We start from the raw sequence: 17,251 nt of genomic DNA on the forward strand, positions 1-17,251 counted from the left end.
GGGCTGCACGCCGACCGGGTGAGGTCAGGCGGCCAGGTCGACCGGAGCCCGGCGGTCGGTGTCCGCCGGGAAGACCCGCGCCGCGCCGTCCACCCGTACCCCGACCTCGCCGTCCATCGGGACGGCGGCGCCGTCGAGCACCCGGGCGGTGATCGCCGTACCGTCGCCCAGCCGCAGGCCGACCAGCGCGTCGTGACCGTGGAAGTCGTGCCGCAGCACGGTGCCGGTGACCCCGCCCGCTCCGGCGGCCAGGCGAATCTGCTCCGGTCGGAGCAGCACGGTGACCGGCCCGTCGGCCACCGCACCGGCGACCGGCAGCACCCCCAACGCGGTCCGGGCGGTCCCGCTCTCGACGATCGCCGGCAGCAGCACCGCGTCACCGACGAAACCGGCCACCCACGGATCGGCCGGCTCCCGATAGACCGTGGTCGGCGCGGCGGCCTGCACCACCCGCCCGTCGCGCAGCACCACCACCTTGTCGGCCACCGACAGCGCCTCACCCTGATCGTGGGTGACCAGCACACCGGTCGCCCCGTCGGCGCGCAGCGCCTCGCGTACGTCGTGCCGCAGCCCGGCGCGCAACCCCGCGTCCAGAGCGCTGAACGGCTCGTCCAGCAGCACCACCGACGGTCGGGGCGCGAGCGCACGGGCTACCGCGACCCGCTGCTGCTGCCCGCCGGAGAGCTGGTGCGGCATCCGGTCGCCGTAGCCGGCCAGCCCGACCAGCGCCAGCACCTCCTCGACCCGGTCGGTCCGTCGGGTGGCCCGGTCCAGGCCGTAGCCGACGTTCTCGGCCACCCGCAGATGCGGGAAGAGGGCACCCTCCTGGGGCACCACCGCGATGCGGCGTCGGTGTGCTGGCAGGTGCCGACCGCCGCCCGCGACCACCGCGCCGTCGATGCGGATCTCGCCGCCGTCGAGCCGTTCGAAGCCGGCCAGGCAGCGCAGCAACGTCGTCTTGCCGCAGCCGGACGGCCCGAGCACCGCGGTCAACCGCCCGGACGGCACGCTGAGGTCGGCGCCGGCCAGCGCGGTGACCCGCCCGTACCGCTTGACCACCCCGTCGAGCACGACCTCACTCATGCCACCCCTCCACTTCGTTGCGGGGTGACATGGCCTGCTGAGCTGTTGATTCGTTCGCTGCGCTCACTCATGCCACCCCTCCACTTCGTTGCGTGTTTCATGCACCGTGTTCCCGGTCGAGCAGGCCGCTGCGGGCGACCAGCAGCCAGGTGGGTACCGCCGAGATCAGCACCAGCAGCGCGGCGTAGGGGGCCGCCGCCGCGTAGGCGCCGACGGCCGTACTCGTCCACAGCTCGGTGGCCAGGGTGTCCGTGCCGGTGGGACGCAGCAGCAGGGTGGCCGGAAGTTCCTTCATGCCGGTGAGGAAGACCAGCGCGGCCCCGGCGCCGATGCCCGGCAGGGTGAGCGGCAGGGTCACCGTGCGCAGCACGGTCCAGGGGCCACGGCCCAGCGACCGGGCCACCTCCTCCAGACCGGCGGGGGACTGGGCGGCCGCGCCGGCCACCGCGCCGACCGCCAGCGGCAGGAACAGCGTCGCGTACGCCAGGGCGAGCAACCACCGGGTCTGATAGAGCGGGTACGCCACGTTGATGCCGAAGAAGATCAGCGAGAGTCCGATCACCACGCCGGGCAGGGCGTGGGCCAGGTACGCCAGCCGGTCCAGCGCGGTGGTCAGCGGACCCGGCGCCCGCGCGACGAGCAGCCCCAGCGGCAGCGCCAGCAGCATGGTGAGCGCGGCGCCGGCCAGCGAGACGGTCAGTGAGTTCCCGGCGGCGGTGAGCACCTCGGGCAGGGCACCCGGGCGGGACACCCCGGCGGCGAGCCGCCGCCCGAGGCTGACCGCCGGAACGCCGAGCGCCAACGCGGCGACGCCGGTCAGCACGGCGATGACCGGCCAGCGGGCCGACCCGAGCGCCAGCCGAGGTGCGGGACGTCGGGTGCCGCCGAGCCGCGCGTACCGGGCACCCCGGCGGCGGGTGGCGGTCTCGCCGGTCAGCAGCACCACCGTGAGCACCACCAGCACGCAGGAGAGCACCAGCGCGCCGGTGCGGTCGAAGCCGAGGTCGAAGGCGACGAAGATGGCCCGGGTGAAGGTGTCGGCGCGCAGGATGGAGACCGCGCCGAAGTCGGAGAGCACGTAGAGGGCGACCAGCAGCGCACCGGCGGCGGTGGCCGGGCGGATCTGCCGCAGCGTCACCGCGGTGAAGGTCTGCCAACCGCTGCGCCCGAGCGACCGGGACACCTCCTCCTGCGCCGGGTCCGCGCCGCGCAGCGCCGCCGCGACCGGCAGCAGCACGTACGGGTAGGAGCAGAGGGTGAGCACCAGCGCCGCCGGCCAGAACCCCTCCAGCCGGGGCAGCGCGGAGACCCAGGCGAAGGCGGCGATGTAGGTGGGTACGGCCAGCGGCAACGCCGCCAGCACGGCGAAGGCCCGGCGGCCGGGCAGGTCGGTCCGGGTGACCAGGAACGCGGTGCCCACGCCGAGCAGGACGCACGCCGTGGTGACCACGGCGGCCAGTCCGAGGCTCCGCAGGGCGAGCAGCGCGACCCGTTCGGTCCACAGCTCGGCGACGACCGCGTCCCAGCCCGCCTCGGCGGTGCGTACCCCGAGGTAGGCCAGCGGGATCAGGGCGACGGCCACCGCGGCGGTCGAGGCCGCGAGCAACGCCGGCCGTGGCGCCAGTCGCCGCATCCCGCCGGGTACGCCGGACAGGGCCGACCCGGATCGGGACGGCCCTGCGACGGAGGGTGGTGCGGTCAGGGCACCAGGCCCGAGTTCTTGATCATGGTGACGGTGGCGTCGAGGGTGTCCAGGTCGTTCAGGTCGATCTGCGGCACCGCCAGCTCGGAGAGGGCCGGCACGTACGCCGGGGACGGCACGCCGTCGATCACCGGGTACTCGTAGGTCTGCTCGGCGAAGAACGTCTGGGCCTCGGTGCCGAGCAGGAAGTCCACGAACTTCTGCACGTCGGCGTTCTCGGCGGCCCGCTTGAGCACGCCGACGCCCGCGACGTTCACCAGCGCACCGGTGTCGCCGCCGGAGAAGAAGTGCAGCTTCACCTTGAGCGCGTCCGGCGTGGTGCCCTGCTCCTTGGCGATCTCACCGAGGTAGTAGTGGTTGACCAGGCCGGCCGGGATCGTGCCCGCGCCGACGTCTTCGAGGATCTTGCCGTTGCCGTCGCGGATCTGCGGGTCGTTGGCCTTGAGGCCGCTGAGGAACTGCTCGGCCTTGGCGTCGTCGTGCTGCACCCGGATGGCGGTGACGAACGCCTGGAACGAGGCGTTGGTCGGGGCGACGCCGACCTTGCCCTTCCATGCCGGGCCGGTCAGGTCGAACACCGAGGCGGGCAGCTCCTCGGCCTTCACCAGGTCGGCGTTGTATGCCAACACCCGGGCACGGGCGCTCACGCCGACCCACTGGCCGTTGCCGGCGCGGTAGGACGCCGGCACCTTCGCCGTGGTCTCCTCGGCGAGCGTGGTGAACATGCCCTGCTTGGCAACGGTGCCGAGGGCACCCGCGTCCTGCGCGAAGAACACGTCGGCGGGGGACCGGTCGCCCTCCTCGACGAGCTGGGCGGCGAGCTGCGCGGTGTTCGCGTACCGGGCGTTGACGGTGATGCCGGTCTGCTCGGTGAACTTGTCCAGCAGCGGCTTGACGAGCTGCTCGTTACGTCCGCTGTAGACGGTGATCGACTGGCCCGAGTCTGCCGCCGCGTCCTCCTCACCTGATCCGCAGGCGGCCAGCCCGACGGTGAGCAAGCTGGCGGCGAGCAACGCGCCGGTGGTACGGCGGGTGAGAAGCACGATGAACCCTTTCCTCTGCGGCCCGGGACGACCGAGCGCCGAAGTTAGCACAGCCTAACCTAATCCGGAATCAAGCTGAGTGTTGGATCACCTGCTGCCGACCGGGGCGGGCAGGATGAGGGGCATGACACTCGCGCTGCCCATCGACCCGGAGGCGAACCGGCTGCTCACGCAGAGTCCGCTGGCGCTGCTGACGGGGATGGTTCTCGATCAACAAGTCTCGATGGAGAAGGCGTTCTCCTCGCCGTACGTGCTGGCCCAGCGGCTCGGTCACGACCTCGACGCCCGGGAACTCGCCGAGTACGACCCGGAGGCGCTGGTGGCCCTCTTCGCCCAGCCGCCGGCGCTGCACCGGTTCCCGAAGGCGATGGCGGCCCGCGTGCAGGAGGTCTGCCGGGCGCTGGTCGACCGGTACGACGGTGACGCCGCCCGGCTCTGGGCCGACCCCGCCGACGGTGCGGAACTGCTCGCGCGGATCACCGCCCTGCCGGGGTTCGGCCGGCAGAAGGGGCAGATCTTCCTCGCCCTGCTCGGCAAGCGGTTCGGCGTACGGCCGCCGGGCTGGCAGGAGGCGGCCGGCGGCTACGGCGAGCCGGAGGTCCACCGGTCGGTGGCCGATGTCACCGACGCCGAGTCGTTGCGCCTGGTCCGGGAGTACAAGCAGCAGCAGAAGGCGGCGGCGAAGGCGAAGGCCGCCGGGGGCTGAGCGGCCCGGCGAGGGAGCTCAGGCGGAGGCGCTGGGCTGGGCCAAGGAGGCGATGGCCCGGCGGACGTCGGCCAGCGAGAGCCGCCGAGCTGAGCCTCGACGAGCTGCTGGCATTCCTGGCGTTCTATGAGACCAACTACGCCGACAACGCGCTCAGCTTCACGGCCGACGTTCCCCCCGGCCTGGACGTGGGTGCCACCGCCGAGAGCATCCGGCGGTGGCTGCGCCACCTGAAGGGCACGACCATCATGGTCAGCGGCAGCCGGCCGCAGCCCTCACGAGGCGATCACCGAGGCCGAGTGCGAGGCGGCCAGGCGTCCCTGGTGGCCGATGGCGTGGACGAGGACTGCACCTCGGGAGCATGCCCGGTCAGATGGCAGGCAGCACGAAAGAGCCCCCAGCATCGCGCTGGGGGCCTTCTGCGTCGGAGGCGTCAGCCCACGGGGCCGATCTGCTTGGCCAGGCTGACGAAGCCCTTCCAGTTGCTCGGGCTGAAGTGGAGGGTGCCACCGTCACGGTCCTTGGTGTCGCGGACCAGAACGACGCCGGGGAGATTGTCGGCCACCTCCACGCACGAGCCGCCGTTGGCCCCCGAGTAGCTCGACTTGCGCCAGTTGGCTCCGGTCATGTCCATGTCTGCGCCGCTTCCTTGATCAGGTCGAGTGACTGCCTGCGCGAGAGCGCTTCGCCCCTGATGATCTCCCACACGCGCTGGAGAGTGGCGATCCGATCCGGCGTGGACACCACCTGCGCGTCCACCTGATGATCGAGATGCGCCACCGACGAGCCGTCGCCGAGAGTCGCCAGGATGAAACCTCCCTGAAGTCCAGGGTAGATCCCCGCGTCCTCTGGCACCACGAGGATCTGCACGTACGGCAGCTCCGCCATCCTCGCCAGGTGCTCGACCTGCTCACGCATGACGCCGGGGTGTCCATGAACCGGACGGCGCAGCACCATCACGTCGAGGACGGCCAGAAGCAGTGGAGGGTCGTCGCGGTCCAGGATCTCCTGCCGCTTCAGCCGCGAATGCACTCGCTGCTCGATCTCGTCAGGCAGGAGTAGCCCATCGGCGAGCGTGGCCCGCGCGTACGCCTCGGTCTGAAGGATGCCCGGCACGTACGCCGGCTCGTACCACCGGATGGCGGTCGCTTCGCGCTCCCAGTCAACCCAGTCGCGCAGCCAGTCGGGCTCGCCGCGAACGGCACTCGGCCACAGATCCGCGACCTCCCGCTCAAGGATGGCCGCCACGGCGGCACGGCACCGGGGGCGAGGCGTGCGCCCCGGCGACACCCACCGCCCAGCAGTCTTCGGGTCGACGCCAACGCGGGCGGCAAGACTTTCGGCGGTCTCGCCGGCCTGCACCATGGCCTGCTGAAGTGCGTGGTTCATTCCCACCTCCTCTCGGACGTCCCGAACGTCCCCAGAGATTAACGAACGTCGTGTACCGGTCCCATCACTGATTGGCAGTGTGTCCCCAGGACGGCGCGGCCGGTGGAGGGACACCCACAACCCCGGCGGTTGCGTCTGCTGAGGGACGCGCATCCAACGGGATGATCGAGGCACGGGTGCGCGTCCCTCCCCCAGAGACCTTTCGAGGGGGTTCAATGTCGGGACGTCACAGGCGGCGGCGCGGGCACAAGTGCATTTGTCCCGGCTGTGAACCGCCGCGAATGCGGACGGTGCCCGGCATTCCAGCCCCCGGCCCGGTCCCGAGGATGAGTCCTCCGCCCGACCTGGCCGCGCGACTGACGCTGCGGCCAGGGGATGACTCGACGGCGATCCTCTGGGACCGGGCCGGGGAGCTACTGACCCTCGGCCAGACGCTTCGCGGCCTCGGGGGTGCATCGTGAGCCGCGAGCACGTTCCCAGCCGGCCGCTCTGGCGGTGCCGGGCCTGCGGAGCGCACTGGCCTTGCGGCCCCGCGAAGCTGGCCCTCCTCCGCGAGTACGCGGGCCACACGCTGGCGCTGGTCTTCTACCTCGCGCATTCGATGCGGGATGCCGTGGACGACATCGTCATGCTCGGCTTCACTCCCGACCTCGCCGCGCTCAACAACCGGTTCATGCGATGGGTCAACCAGCCGATCGACCTCAATGAGGGGGCACCTCATGGACGCGCGACTTCCTGCTGGCCCGGTAGGACCGGCATCTCCCCGCTGGTGCGGTCCGGACGAGAACGCCGCCGCTGATCCCGCCGCCGCTGCGCGCCCACCCGAGCGGCGGGTGAGGGGCCCTCCGGTCCGCCGCCGCCCGTGAGTCGCCCAACCGATCGCTACACCGAAGGACAGGCACAGACGCAGCATCCCCAGCAACACAGCTAGGAGGACAGACGTGACTATCACCGCCGACAGGTCGGCCACCACCGCCGCCGACCCCCGGACCCTCGTCGACGCCGAGACGTTCGGCAAGCTGGTCGACTACTTCGCTGCCGACCGGCACGTCACCCGCGCCTACTCGGAGCGGGCCGTCGAGCAGTTCCTCGTGTTCCTGAAGGCGCACGCCGACAACGTCGGCAACGCCGACTTCGGGATGCCGCTGCCGGACGGGTCGATCGGCCGTGTCGTGCCGACCCTCCCGGTCGACGCGGTGTGGCATTCCGTGTTGCAGCACACCGTCCCGTACGCCGCCGCCTGCGAGCAGATCGCCGGGGGCTTCGTCCACCACATCCCGATCCTGACCGAGGGGATGATGGACGGCACCGCCGTGACGTTCACGCTCGCGGCGCTGCACCGGACCGGCTTCCGGGTCGACATGGAGTTCTGGCACGGTGAGGCCGAGTCCTGCTGCCCGCCCAACCCGCCTCAGCCGGGCGTGCAGTAACAGCGAGAGGTGATCCATGCGTAGTGACTGGGCGTCCTTGCCCGACGCCGTGACGGCGAGGATAGCCGCGCGAGTCGGCGGCATCATCGACGTATGCCCGGCTCCGAGTGGCGACCATGCGGAGATCGCGTCAACCGTCACAGGCTCGGCCGGCAAGGTCTTCGTCAAGGCGGCCTCGGGCGAGTTCGGCGTCCGGTCACTGCGCTACGAGCTGTCGGCAACCGAGGCCATCGACTGCGCACCGGCAGTCCTGTGGCACGTCGAGGACGGCGGCTGGTTGGCGGTGGGGGTCGAGCACCTTGACGGCCCCCACCCCGATCTCTCGCCCGGCAGCGCGGACCTGGGCGTGCTCGCCGTGGCCCTGAAGGGGCTACAGACGGCCCCTGCACCGGGCGGAACCTGGTTCACCCCGGAAGCGCGGCTCGGGTTCTCGCAGCCGGCGATGGCCGGCAGGTCGCTCATCCACACCGACCTGAGCCCGGCCAACCTGATCAAGACTGCGGGCGGTCTGCGGATCGTCGACTGGGCCTGGGCGACGAGGGCTGCCCCGTGGGTAGAGCTGACGCTGCTCGTGCAGTGGCTCATCGGTGCCGGCCACACCCCGGACCAGGCGGAGGAGTGGCTGTCACAGTTCCCCGCATGGGTCAGCCTCGACGGCGCGGTCCTGGACGAGTTTGCGTCGAAGAACGCCGCGAAGTGGTCGGCCAAGTCTCGGCGCACTGCCGCCGGGTGGGTCCACGACCTCGCGGCCTGGACCGGCGAGTGGGCGGCCCACCGACGCAACGGGCTGTAGCCGCCGGAAAGGGGTACTGGGTACTGACTGGGGGTACTGCCGGGGTGCTGGGTACCGGTACCGCCTGGAGCGAAGCGAGGGTACTGGCCGGTGCCGGTACCTCCGCCAAGGGTTTCACCGACGCCGAGTCGTTGCGCCTGGTCCGGGAGTACAAGCAGCAGCAGAAGGCGGCGGCGAAGGCGAAGGCCGCCGGGGGCTGAGCGGCCCGGCGAGGCGGTGGCCCGAGGAACGTCGTCGCGGGCCCGGTCGAGGTGACAGGATGGGAGTGACCCCTCGAGGAGGTACACGGTGAAGCATCAGGCGTACCGGCCGATCCTCATCACCGACGCCTCGCGCAGCCAGAACGACCAGCTCACCACCCGGCAGCGGCGGTATGTGGCGATGATGGGCGTCCGGGTGGCGTGCGTGATCGCCGGCGCGATCCTGGTCGGCACGCGGGCACCCCTGCTCTGGCTCTGGCTGCCGCTGGTGGCGCTGGGCATGATCGTCGTCCCGTGGCTCGCGGTGCTGCTGGCCAACGACCGGCCGCCGAAGGAACAGCACCGGCTGATCGGCCGGTCGGCACGGCGGCGGCAGCAGCAGGAGGCCCCGCCGATGAGCCTCACCGCCGAGGAACGGCCGCACAAGGTCATCGACGCCGAGCCCTGACGCAGTCCCACCCGGGCAGCACGGGAGTGGCCCGGCCCGGGCGGGACTGGTCGTCGTGAGCGGTTCAGCCGACCGGCCGGGCACCCACCTGGGATACCGCCGCCGCGCCGAGGTCGGTGGCCCGGTTCAGCGCGGCCTCCGGTGCCGCCCCGGTCAGCCAGGCGGCGAGCAGCCCGGCCGCGAAGGCGTCACCCGCTCCCGTCACGTCCACCACCGCCACCCGGCGGGCCGGTGAGGTGACGACCGTGCCGGTGCGCTCCACCCAGGTGGCGCCCGCCCCACCGCGCTTGACCACCACCCGTCGCGCGGTGGCGGCCAGCGCCCGTCCCTGGGCCGCCGGATCCAGGCCGCCGGCCAGCACCGTCGCCTCGTCGGTGTTCACCAGCAGCAGGTCGACCCCGCGTACCCAGGACAGGAAGGCCGCCGCACCGACGGCCCGCAGCGGCGCCGCGGAGGCCGCGTCCACGCTGGTGGTGAGGCCGCGCTCGCGGGCGGCGGCCAGCGCGTGCCGACCCGCCGGGCGGGACTCCGGGTCCAGCAGTGTGTACCCGGACAGGTGCAGGTGGCTCGCCTCCGGCGCCTCGGCCAGCGCCGCGTCGACCTGCTCGGGGCGCAGCCGCACGTTCGCCCCGCGCTCGGTGACCATGGTGCGTTCGTCCCCGCCGGCCAGCACGATAACCGTGCCGGTGCCGATACCCGGCACCGTCCGGACCGCGCAGTCGACGCCGACCGCGGCCAGTTCCGCGATCCGGTCCCGTCCGGCGGCGTCGTCGCCGACGGCGCCGACCAGCGTCACCGGCACGCTCTGCGTGGTCAGCCAGGCGGCGGTGTTCGCGGCCTGCCCGCCGCCGGTGAACCGGATCGACGCGGGCGTGTCCGTGCCCCGGGCCAGCGGGGCGGTCAGCACCGCCACCACGTCGGTGATCACGTCACCGACGACCAGCACCCGGCCGGCGACGCTGCCGCGCCGCGCTCCGGTACCGGTCCGTACGCCGGATCCGCTCACGCCGTGGCGCTGTCGCGCCGGGTGGCGGCGGCCACCGCGATCCGGGCGGCGAGATCGGCGTTGCGCAGGATGATCCGGACGTTGACCGCCAGGCTGGCGCCCTCCGTGGCGGAGTGGAAGTGGGAGAGCAGGTACGGGGTGACCGCCTTGCCGCTCACCCCGTCGCGCTCCAGCCGGGCCAGTCCCTCGGCGAGGGTCCGGTCGTGCAGGTCCAGGTCGAGCTGCTCGTCGACCGGCAGCGGGTTGGCGACGACCAGACCACCGTGGTGCACGCCGTGCGCCTCGCGGGCGGCCAGCGCGTCCGCGATCAGCTCCGGCGAGTCGACCGACCAGTCCAGGTCGAATCCGCTGTCGGTGATGAAGAAGCCCGGGAACCGGCGGGTGCGGTAGCCGACCACGGCCACCCCGAGGGTCTCCAGGCGCTCCAGCGTCGCCCCCACGTCGAGGATCGACTTGACCCCGGCACAGACCACCGCGATCGGCGTCCGGGCCAGGGTGACCAGGTCGGCGGACTCGTCGAAGGTCTGCGCGGCCTCCCGGTGCACCCCACCCAGGCCGCCGGTGGCGAACACGCCGATGCCGGCCCGAGCCGCCACCGCGCTGGTCGCGGCCACCGTGGTGGCACCGTCCGCGCCGGTCGCGGCGGCCACCGCGAGATCGCGTACGGAGAGTTTGGTCACGTTCTCGGCGGTGGCCAGCCGGGTCAGCTCGGCGTCGTCGAGGCCCACCACGAGTTCGCCGGAGACCATCCCGATGGTGGCCGGGACCGCGCCCGCGTCCCGGACGGCCTGTTCGATCTCCCGGGCCACCCGAAGGTTGTCCGGCCGGGGCAGGCCGTGCGAGACGATGGTGCTCTCCAGGGCGACCACAGGACGCCGCTCGCGCAGCGCCTGGGCCACCTCGGTGCCGTGGCGAAGGTGAAAGTCGGTCACAGTCGCCCACCGTACTGCCGCCGCCCCGCTGACCTCAGGTGGACCGGGGCCACAGTGACCTGCCAGACTTATCGGTTGGAGGTGCAGACGTGAGCACTGAGGTCCTCGAGCGTCCGGAGCTGAAGGACGCCGACACCGGTCCGGAGATGTTCCACTACGTCCGGAAGGAAAAGATTGCCGAGAGTGCCGTCATGGGCACCTTCGTCGTGGCGCTGTGCGGAGAGACCTTCCCGGTGACGAAGACCCCCAAGAAGGGTTCGCCGGTCTGCCCCAAGTGCAAAGAGATCTACGACTCGTACCGCGAGTGACCCCGGGCCGATCGCCCGTACGCCCGCGTAACCTGCGGCGGTGACCACCTCCACCGCCCTACTTCTGGCCGACCTGGCCGGGGTCGCGGTGTTCGCCGCCTCAGGAGCCTCTGCGGCGGTCGCCAAGCGACTCGACCTGTTCGGCGTGGTCTTCGTCGGTTTCGTCGCCGCCCTCGGCGGCGGGATCTTCCGTGACCTGGTCATCAACGAGGCGCCGCCGCTGGCCTTCGGCGACTGGCGGTACGCGACCACGGCCGCGCTGACCGCCGGGGCGATCTTCTGGCTGCACCCGCAGTTCGCCCGGCTGCGTACCACCGTTCTGGTGCTGGACGCGGCCGGGCTCGGCCTGTTCACCGTCGTCGGCACCCTCAAGGCGCTCGAAGCCGGCGTGCCGGCCGTCGGCGCCTGCCTGATCGGGATGCTCACCGCGATCGGCGGCGGCCTGGTCCGCGACCTGCTCACCGGCGAGATACCGGTGGTGCTGCGGCGGGAGATCTACGCGCTCGCGGCACTGGTCGGCGCGATCGTGGTCGCGGTCCTGTACGGCCTCGACCACACCGGCCCGGCCCCGCTCACCGCTGCGGCGGTGCTGGTCTTCGGCATACGTCTGGTGGCGCTGCGGCGACGGTGGTCGGCGCCGGTGGCGACCCTGCGCCCGCCCCGCACCGGGGCGTCCGGGCCACCGCCGGAGTGACCGCCGCCACTCCGGCCGTCCCGGCGCGGCGGGGGCGCGTCGCGGACGCGGTGCGGCGGCCGACGTGGCGCGCGACCTGCACGGTGGCCGTCGCGGCCGGGCAGTGGCGAAGGGCACCGGACGGCCGGTGTGGCGTCGCGTGGGGCCGGTCGCCGGTCCTGGTTATGCTGAGTCGGCCTTCGCGGCTTCTTCTGCGCGGAGGCGTTTTCGTGGGGCGACTACCGCGCCCCCGGCCCGGGTCCGCCGGCCTGCGGTCGGGACACTGCGGTCGGAGAGGAGCGAGCCGTGGCACCCCGGACGCCGGCGCTCGAGACGTTCCCGCCCCTACGGGCCTGGCAACGCAAGGCGATGGTGGAGTATCTGCGCCGTCGCAGCGAGGACTTCACCGCGGTCGCCACCCCCGGCGCCGGTAAGACCACCTTCGCGCTGCGGATCGCCGCCGAACTCCTCGCGGACGGCACCGTCGAGGCGGTGACCGTGGTGGCGCCGACCGAGCATCTGAAGACCCAGTGGGCGGACGCGGCGGCCCGGATCGGCATCCAGCTCGACGCCGCGTTCCGGAACGCCGACCTGCACTCGTCGACGGACTTCCACGGTGCGGTGATCACCTACGCGCAGGTCGGTATGGCGCCGCACGTGCACCGGCGGCGCACCATGACCCGGCGCACGCTGGTCATCCTCGACGAGATCCACCACGCCGGCGACTCCCGCACCTGGGGCGACGGGGTGAAGGCCGCCTTCGAGCCCGCCGTACGCCGGCTGATGCTGACCGGTACGCCGTTCCGCTCCGACGACAACCCGATCCCGTTCGTCGAGTACGAGCGGGGCGGGGACGGGCTGCTGCGGTCCCGGGCCGACTCGGTGTACGGCTACAGCGACGCCCTGCGCGACGGTGTGGTGCGGCCGGTGCTGTTCCTGGCGTACTCCGGGGAGACCCGGTGGCGTACCAACGCCGGGGAGGAGCTGTCGGCCCGACTGGGCGAGCCGATGACCCAGGATCTGATCGCCCAGGCCTGGCGTACCGCCCTGGACCCGGCCGGCGACTGGATGCCGCAGGTGCTGCGTGCCGCCGACGCCCGACTGACCGTGCTGCGCGAGGCGGGCATGCCCGACGCGGCGGGTCTGGTGATCGCCACCGACCAGCAGTCCGCCCGCTCGTACGCCAAGCTCATCGAGCAGGTCACCGGGGAGAAGGCGGCCGTCGTACTCTCCGACGACGTGGGCGCTTCGGCCCGGATCGCGACGTTCGCGGCGTCCGAGCAGCGTTGGATGGTCGCGGTGCGGATGGTCTCCGAAGGGGTCGACATCCCCCGGCTGGCCGTCGGCGTCTATGCGACCAGTGCCAGCACCCCGCTGTATTTCGCGCAGGCGATCGGGCGGTTCGTCCGGGCCCGCCGCCCGGGGGAGACCGCCTCGGTGTTCCTGCCCAGCGTCCCGCACCTGCTCGGGCTGGCCAGCGAGATGGAGGCCGAGCGGGACCACGTGCTCGGCAAGCCGAAGGACCGTGAGGGCTTCGACGACGACCTGCTGGAGCGGGCCCAGCGCGACGACCAGGCCAGCGGCGAACTGGAGAAGCGGTTCGCCGCGCTGTCCGCCACCGCCGAACTGGACCAAGTGATCTTCGACGGCGCCTCGTTCGGCACCGCCGCCCAGGCCGGCACCCCCGAGGAGGAGGAGTACCTGGGCCTGCCCGGGCTGCTCACCTCGGAGCAGGTGGCGGAGCTGCTGTCCAAGCGGCAGTCCGCGCAACTGGCGGCCCGCAAGCGCCGCGCCACCGAGCGACCGGCCGAACCGGCGGCACCGCCCGCGCCGGCACCGATGAACGCCGCACAGCGCCGAGTCGCACTACGCCGTCAGCTCAACGCCCTGGTGGCCGCCCAGCACCACCGCACCGGCCAACCGCACGGAAAGATCCACGCCGAGCTCCGCCGCCTCTGCGGTGGCCCGCCCAGCGCCCAGGCCACCATCGAACAGCTCGAAGAACGCATAGCCACCGTCCAGACCCTCTAACCCCACCCACCCCACCCCACCCACCCCACCCCACCCACCCCCCACCCCCGACGCGGGTGATCAAGAGGTTTGCGTCGGGACGAGTCGGTGATCGTGGCCCAAATCTCTTGATCACCCGCGTCAGGCGGTGGGGGTGGGAGGGGGGAGGGGGGGAGGGGGAGGGGGAGGGGACCGTAGACGGAGCCGACCGGAGGCCCTTGCGGGGCCTCCGGCCGGCTATGTGTGTCGTGGGTTCTAGTTGGCAATCAGGTCGGCGCCGCGCCAAGTGAACTCCGGGTCCGTCGCGAACCGTACGGTGATCTTCACGAGATCTTCCGCGTACTTGTTGGCGTGGTGCCCACAGAACACCAGCTCACTGCCACCCGAGAGGGTGATCCGGAGCTTGCCGGCGGCATTGCAGCGGTCGCACCGTTCATCGGCGGCCGGGGGGCTCACCGTCTCGGGCGGCGGCGTGAGGGTCGGGGTCATCGCCTTCCTCCTCTGGTCGTCACCGATGAACACTCTCTTCGGTCTTGGTCACCTATCGTGCAACACCCTTGCAGGGCCTCGCCTTCCCTGTGTGCCCGCGGGGGACCGAGGTCACACCTGGCACGGACAGTGTGCCGTGCACCCAGGGTGCCACGTCAACGATCACATTCGTGCAACCACCTGATCACCATCCGGCGTTGACGCCTGGTGGTCAAAACGACACGATCGGTTGACGCGAGCTGATCAGTCGAGATAATCCCGGAGTACCTGGGAACGCGACGGGTGCCGCAGCTTGGACATCGTCTTGGACTCGATCTGCCGGATCCGCTCCCGGGTCACCCCGTAGACCTGCCCGATCTCGTCCAGCGTGCGCGGCTGGCCGTCGGTCAGGCCGAAGCGCAGGCGGACCACGCCCGCCTCCCGCTCGGACAGCGTCTGGAGCACCTGCTGGAGCTGGTCCTGGAGCAGCGAGAAGGACACCGCGTCGACCGCGACGACCGCCTCCGAGTCCTCGATGAAGTCACCGAGCTGGCTGTCGCCCTCGTCGCCGATGGTCTGGTCGAGCGAGATGGGCTCCCGGGCGTACTGCTGGATCTCCAGCACCTTCTCCGGTGTGATGTCCATCTCCTTGGCCAGCTCCTCCGGAGTGGGCTCACGGCCCAGGTCCTGGAGCAGCTCGCGCTGTATCCGGCCCAGCTTGTTGATCACCTCGACCATGTGCACCGGGATGCGGATGGTGCGGGCCTGGTCGGCCATGGCGCGGGTGATGGCCTGGCGGATCCACCAGGTGGCGTAGGTGGAGAACTTGTAGCCCTTGGTGTAGTCGAATTTCTCGACGGCGCGGATGAGGCCGAGGTTGCCTTCCTGGATGAGGTCGAGGAAGGCCATGCCACGGCCCGTGTACCGCTTGGCGAGCGAGACGACCAGGCGGAGGTTGGCCTCCAGCAGGTGGTTCTTGGCGCGCTCGCCGTCGCGGGAGATCCAGAGCAGGTCGCGCTGCATCTCGCGGACGAGCTTCTCCTCGCCCTCGTCGGCCGCGCGCAGCCGCTCGGCGGCGTAGAGCCCGGCCTCGATCCGCTTGGCCAGCTCCACCTCCTGCTCGGCGTTGAGCAGCGGCACCTTACCGATCTGCTTGAGGTACGCCCGGACGGAGTCGGCCGAGGCGGTCAGCTCGGCATCCCGGCGCGCCTGCTTGAGCGCCTCGGACTCCTCGTCGTCCCACTCGAAGTCGTTGTCGGTGGCCGAGCTCGCCGCGTCGGCCTCGGCGGCCTGGGTCAGCTCGGCCGGCTCCTCGACCACCACGTCCTCGATCTCGGCGGCGAGTTCCTCGGGGTCGACCTCACCCTCGGCGCCCTCGCCCTTGGCCTTGCCGGCGGCCTTGGCCGGCTTGGCGCCGGTGGCGGCGGCCACCGTCGCCTTGGTGGCCCGGGTGGACTTCTTGGCGGGCGCGACGGCCTTGGCCACGTCGGCGGTGGTGCCGGCGGCCTTGCGTGCGGTCGCCTTGCGGGGCGCCGGTGCCGGCGCCTCGTCGGACGAGGCCGCCTGCTTCGGGGCGGGCGCTGCCGCCTTCTTGGTGGTCTTGGCGGTGGTGGCCCGGGAGGCGGGAGTCGCGGAGCGGGCGGCAGCGACCCGGCGGCGGGTGCTGGCCGAACCGTCGACCACCACGGTCACCCCGGCCTCGGAGAGCGCCCGCAGGATCTTCTTGGCCTGGGCCGGAGTCACCTCGGCGGACTCGACGGTGCGCGCGAGCTGGGCCGACGTGAGCTGGCCGCCGGCGCTCTGCGCGTGGGCGATCAGGGTGTCGGTGAGCGAGCGAACGTCGGCGCCGGTCTGGCGGGGTTCTGTCACGAATGACCTTCCGGAGGCGAAGAGCGAGCACGGCCGGGATCGTCCGGCGCAGCGTGGGGCACCACGCCGGGCGATGTGGTTGAGGAACCCCCGTGTCCCCGGCCGACCGGTCGTCCGGTCGCCCGTGGCGGTGGGCAGGGGTGAATTGTAACGCCGTCTGCGGCGATCATCCTGCGCCGCACGGCTGACCGGCGGTCGAGACCGCCGATTCGGTGCACTTCTGGACTTTGTAAGGATGATACCCGCGCAGGACTCGGAAACCCGGCCGTGCGGGAAGGGGACGGACGATGGACCGCTCGGCGCCGCAGCCAGGGCAGTTGTTGGAGATCGCGATCGACGTGGCGCGGGAGGCGGCGGCCACCGCGTACCGGATGCGGGCCGAGGGCGTCTCCGTGGCGGCCACCAAGAGCACCGCCACCGACGTGGTGACCGCGGCCGACCGGGCGGTGGAGCGCCAGATCGTCGACGCGCTGCGCCTGCGACGTCCGGACGACGCGGTGCTGGGCGAGGAGTACGGCGCGACGGAGCGAGGCACGGCCGGACAGGCGCGGGTGCGGTGGATCGTGGATCCGATCGACGGCACGGTCAACTACCTGTACGGACTGGCCCACTGCGCGGTGTCGATCGCCGCGGAGGTGGACGGCGAGGTCGTGGCAGGGGTGGTGCGCAACATCCACACCGGCGAGGAGTGGACCGCGACGGCCGGCGGCGGTGCCTGGCGGGGCGGCCGGCGGCTGCGCGGCTCCACCGAGACCGACCTCGGGCAGACGCTCGTGATCACCGGCTTCGGCTACGACCCGGCCCGACGTGCCCACCAGGCCCGGGTGGTGACCGAGCTGATCGCGCACGTCCGGGACATTCGTCGCCTCGGCGCCGCCGCCGTCGACCTCTGCCTGGTCGCCGAGGGGCGGGCTGACGCGTTCTACGAGAAGGGCCTGGCGGACTGGGACCGGGCGGCCGGCGGGCTGGTGGCCACCGAGGCCGGCCTGCGGATCGGCGGGATCGACGGGCAGGGCCCCGGGCCGGACATGGTCATCGCCGCGCCGCCGGAGCTGTTCGCGCCCCTGCACGACCGGCTGGCCGCGCTGGACGCCTCCGGCGGTCCCTGATCGTCCGGCCGGGTGATCCGAAGTCCGGACGCTCGGCCGATCAGATCGGCCCGCCCGGCTCGTCCGGTCCACCCGGTCGGAC

The 17,251-nt window shown here is 72.2% G+C and carries 19 protein-coding genes; 10 read left to right on the forward strand and 9 right to left on the reverse strand.

The genetic code is table 11. The annotated features are described in order from the left end of the window. Positions 1-24: 24 nt before the first annotated feature. From ABT008_RS05655 to ABT008_RS05665, 3 genes are all read right to left on the reverse strand, one after another. Entirely contained in the window at positions 25-1,083 is a 1,059-nt protein-coding gene (locus ABT008_RS05655; RefSeq protein WP_350693898.1) for an ABC transporter ATP-binding protein, read from the reverse strand. 97 nt (positions 1,084-1,180) lie between these two features. Next, positions 1,181-2,716 carry an ABC transporter permease gene (locus ABT008_RS05660; protein WP_350693900.1) on the reverse strand — a complete coding sequence of 512 codons (1,536 nt, stop codon included), beginning with the start codon at positions 2,714-2,716 and terminating at the stop codon, positions 1,181-1,183. Positions 2,717-2,781: 65 nt separating this feature from the next. Then, positions 2,782-3,828: an iron ABC transporter substrate-binding protein gene (locus ABT008_RS05665; RefSeq protein ID WP_350693901.1), complete on the reverse strand. Its 1,047-nt coding sequence runs from the start codon at positions 3,826-3,828 to the stop codon at positions 2,782-2,784. A 124-nt stretch (positions 3,829-3,952) separates the two neighbouring features. Between ABT008_RS05665 and ABT008_RS05670 the strand changes: the two genes are divergently transcribed. Next, positions 3,953-4,534: an HhH-GPD-type base excision DNA repair protein gene (locus ABT008_RS05670; RefSeq protein WP_350693903.1), complete on the forward strand. Its 582-nt coding sequence runs from the start codon at positions 3,953-3,955 to the stop codon at positions 4,532-4,534. A 433-nt stretch (positions 4,535-4,967) separates the two neighbouring features. Here the strand turns inward: ABT008_RS05670 and ABT008_RS05675 are convergent, their stop codons facing one another. Continuing rightward, the gene (locus ABT008_RS05675; protein WP_350694095.1) at positions 4,968-5,162 is read right to left on the reverse strand and encodes a DUF397 domain-containing protein; all 195 of its coding nucleotides are present in this window, start codon (positions 5,160-5,162) and stop codon (positions 4,968-4,970) included. Beyond that, positions 5,159-5,923, reverse strand: coding sequence for a DUF5753 domain-containing protein (locus ABT008_RS05680; RefSeq protein WP_350693905.1), 765 nt, complete (start codon positions 5,921-5,923; stop codon positions 5,159-5,161). Before ABT008_RS05680 ends, ABT008_RS05675 begins: the two co-directional genes overlap by 4 nt. Before the next feature lie 457 nt (positions 5,924-6,380). Here ABT008_RS05680 and ABT008_RS05685 point away from each other — a divergent pair, with 457 nt between their 5' ends. From ABT008_RS05685 to ABT008_RS05705, 5 genes are all read left to right on the forward strand, one after another. Then, complete coding sequence (locus ABT008_RS05685; protein WP_350693907.1) at positions 6,381-6,722, forward strand: hypothetical protein; 342 nt, start codon at positions 6,381-6,383, stop codon at positions 6,720-6,722. A gap of 142 nt (positions 6,723-6,864) precedes the next feature. Then, a complete protein-coding gene (locus tag ABT008_RS05690) occupies positions 6,865-7,353 on the forward strand; it encodes a glycine-rich domain-containing protein (RefSeq protein WP_350693909.1) in 489 nt (162 codons plus the stop codon). A gap of 16 nt (positions 7,354-7,369) precedes the next feature. Further along, on the forward strand, positions 7,370-8,146 hold the full coding sequence (locus ABT008_RS05695) for a phosphotransferase family protein (RefSeq protein WP_350693910.1): 777 nt from the start codon (positions 7,370-7,372) through the stop codon (positions 8,144-8,146). 44 nt (positions 8,147-8,190) lie between these two features. After that, the gene (locus tag ABT008_RS05700; protein WP_350693911.1) at positions 8,191-8,346 is read left to right on the forward strand and encodes a hypothetical protein; all 156 of its coding nucleotides are present in this window, start codon (positions 8,191-8,193) and stop codon (positions 8,344-8,346) included. Positions 8,347-8,434: 88 nt separating this feature from the next. After that, positions 8,435-8,794: a DUF3099 domain-containing protein gene (locus ABT008_RS05705; protein ID WP_350693913.1), complete on the forward strand. Its 360-nt coding sequence runs from the start codon at positions 8,435-8,437 to the stop codon at positions 8,792-8,794. 64 nt (positions 8,795-8,858) lie between these two features. Here ABT008_RS05705 and ABT008_RS05710 read toward each other — a convergent pair whose 3' ends face one another. Both ABT008_RS05710 and ABT008_RS05715 read right to left on the reverse strand, forming a co-directional pair. Further along, positions 8,859-9,800 carry a carbohydrate kinase family protein gene (locus ABT008_RS05710; protein WP_350693915.1) on the reverse strand — a complete coding sequence of 314 codons (942 nt, stop codon included), beginning with the start codon at positions 9,798-9,800 and terminating at the stop codon, positions 8,859-8,861. Further along, positions 9,797-10,732 (reverse strand): pseudouridine-5'-phosphate glycosidase, encoded by a 936-nt coding sequence (locus ABT008_RS05715; RefSeq protein WP_350693916.1) that lies wholly within the window; start codon positions 10,730-10,732, stop codon positions 9,797-9,799. Before ABT008_RS05715 ends, ABT008_RS05710 begins: the two co-directional genes overlap by 4 nt. Before the next feature lie 89 nt (positions 10,733-10,821). Here ABT008_RS05715 and ABT008_RS05720 point away from each other — a divergent pair, with 89 nt between their 5' ends. The 3 genes from ABT008_RS05720 (at position 10,822) to ABT008_RS05730 (ending at position 13,744) form a co-directional block, all read left to right on the forward strand. Beyond that, the gene (locus ABT008_RS05720) at positions 10,822-11,040 is read left to right on the forward strand and encodes a DUF3039 domain-containing protein (protein ID WP_131057695.1); all 219 of its coding nucleotides are present in this window, start codon (positions 10,822-10,824) and stop codon (positions 11,038-11,040) included. A gap of 40 nt (positions 11,041-11,080) precedes the next feature. Further along, positions 11,081-11,734 carry a trimeric intracellular cation channel family protein gene (locus ABT008_RS05725; RefSeq protein ID WP_350693919.1) on the forward strand — a complete coding sequence of 218 codons (654 nt, stop codon included), beginning with the start codon at positions 11,081-11,083 and terminating at the stop codon, positions 11,732-11,734. Between the two features lie 285 nt (positions 11,735-12,019). Continuing rightward, positions 12,020-13,744 carry a DEAD/DEAH box helicase gene (locus ABT008_RS05730; protein WP_350693920.1) on the forward strand — a complete coding sequence of 575 codons (1,725 nt, stop codon included), beginning with the start codon at positions 12,020-12,022 and terminating at the stop codon, positions 13,742-13,744. A 234-nt stretch (positions 13,745-13,978) separates the two neighbouring features. Here ABT008_RS05730 and ABT008_RS05735 read toward each other — a convergent pair whose 3' ends face one another. Beyond that, positions 13,979-14,212 (reverse strand): DUF7455 domain-containing protein, encoded by a 234-nt coding sequence (locus ABT008_RS05735; protein ID WP_350693922.1) that lies wholly within the window; start codon positions 14,210-14,212, stop codon positions 13,979-13,981. Positions 14,213-14,455: 243 nt separating this feature from the next. Continuing rightward, the gene (locus ABT008_RS05740; protein ID WP_350693924.1) at positions 14,456-16,060 is read right to left on the reverse strand and encodes an RNA polymerase sigma factor; all 1,605 of its coding nucleotides are present in this window, start codon (positions 16,058-16,060) and stop codon (positions 14,456-14,458) included. Positions 16,061-16,347: 287 nt separating this feature from the next. On the opposite strand from ABT008_RS05740, the gene ABT008_RS05745 reads away from it, so the two are divergent. Beyond that, positions 16,348-17,169, forward strand: coding sequence for an inositol monophosphatase family protein (locus ABT008_RS05745; RefSeq protein ID WP_350693925.1), 822 nt, complete (start codon positions 16,348-16,350; stop codon positions 17,167-17,169). Positions 17,170-17,251: the final 82 nt, after the last annotated feature.

It is taken from the genome of Micromonospora sp. NPDC002389 (genome assembly GCF_040296095.1).
In the GTDB taxonomy this organism is placed as follows: domain Bacteria; phylum Actinomycetota; class Actinomycetes; order Mycobacteriales; family Micromonosporaceae; genus Micromonospora.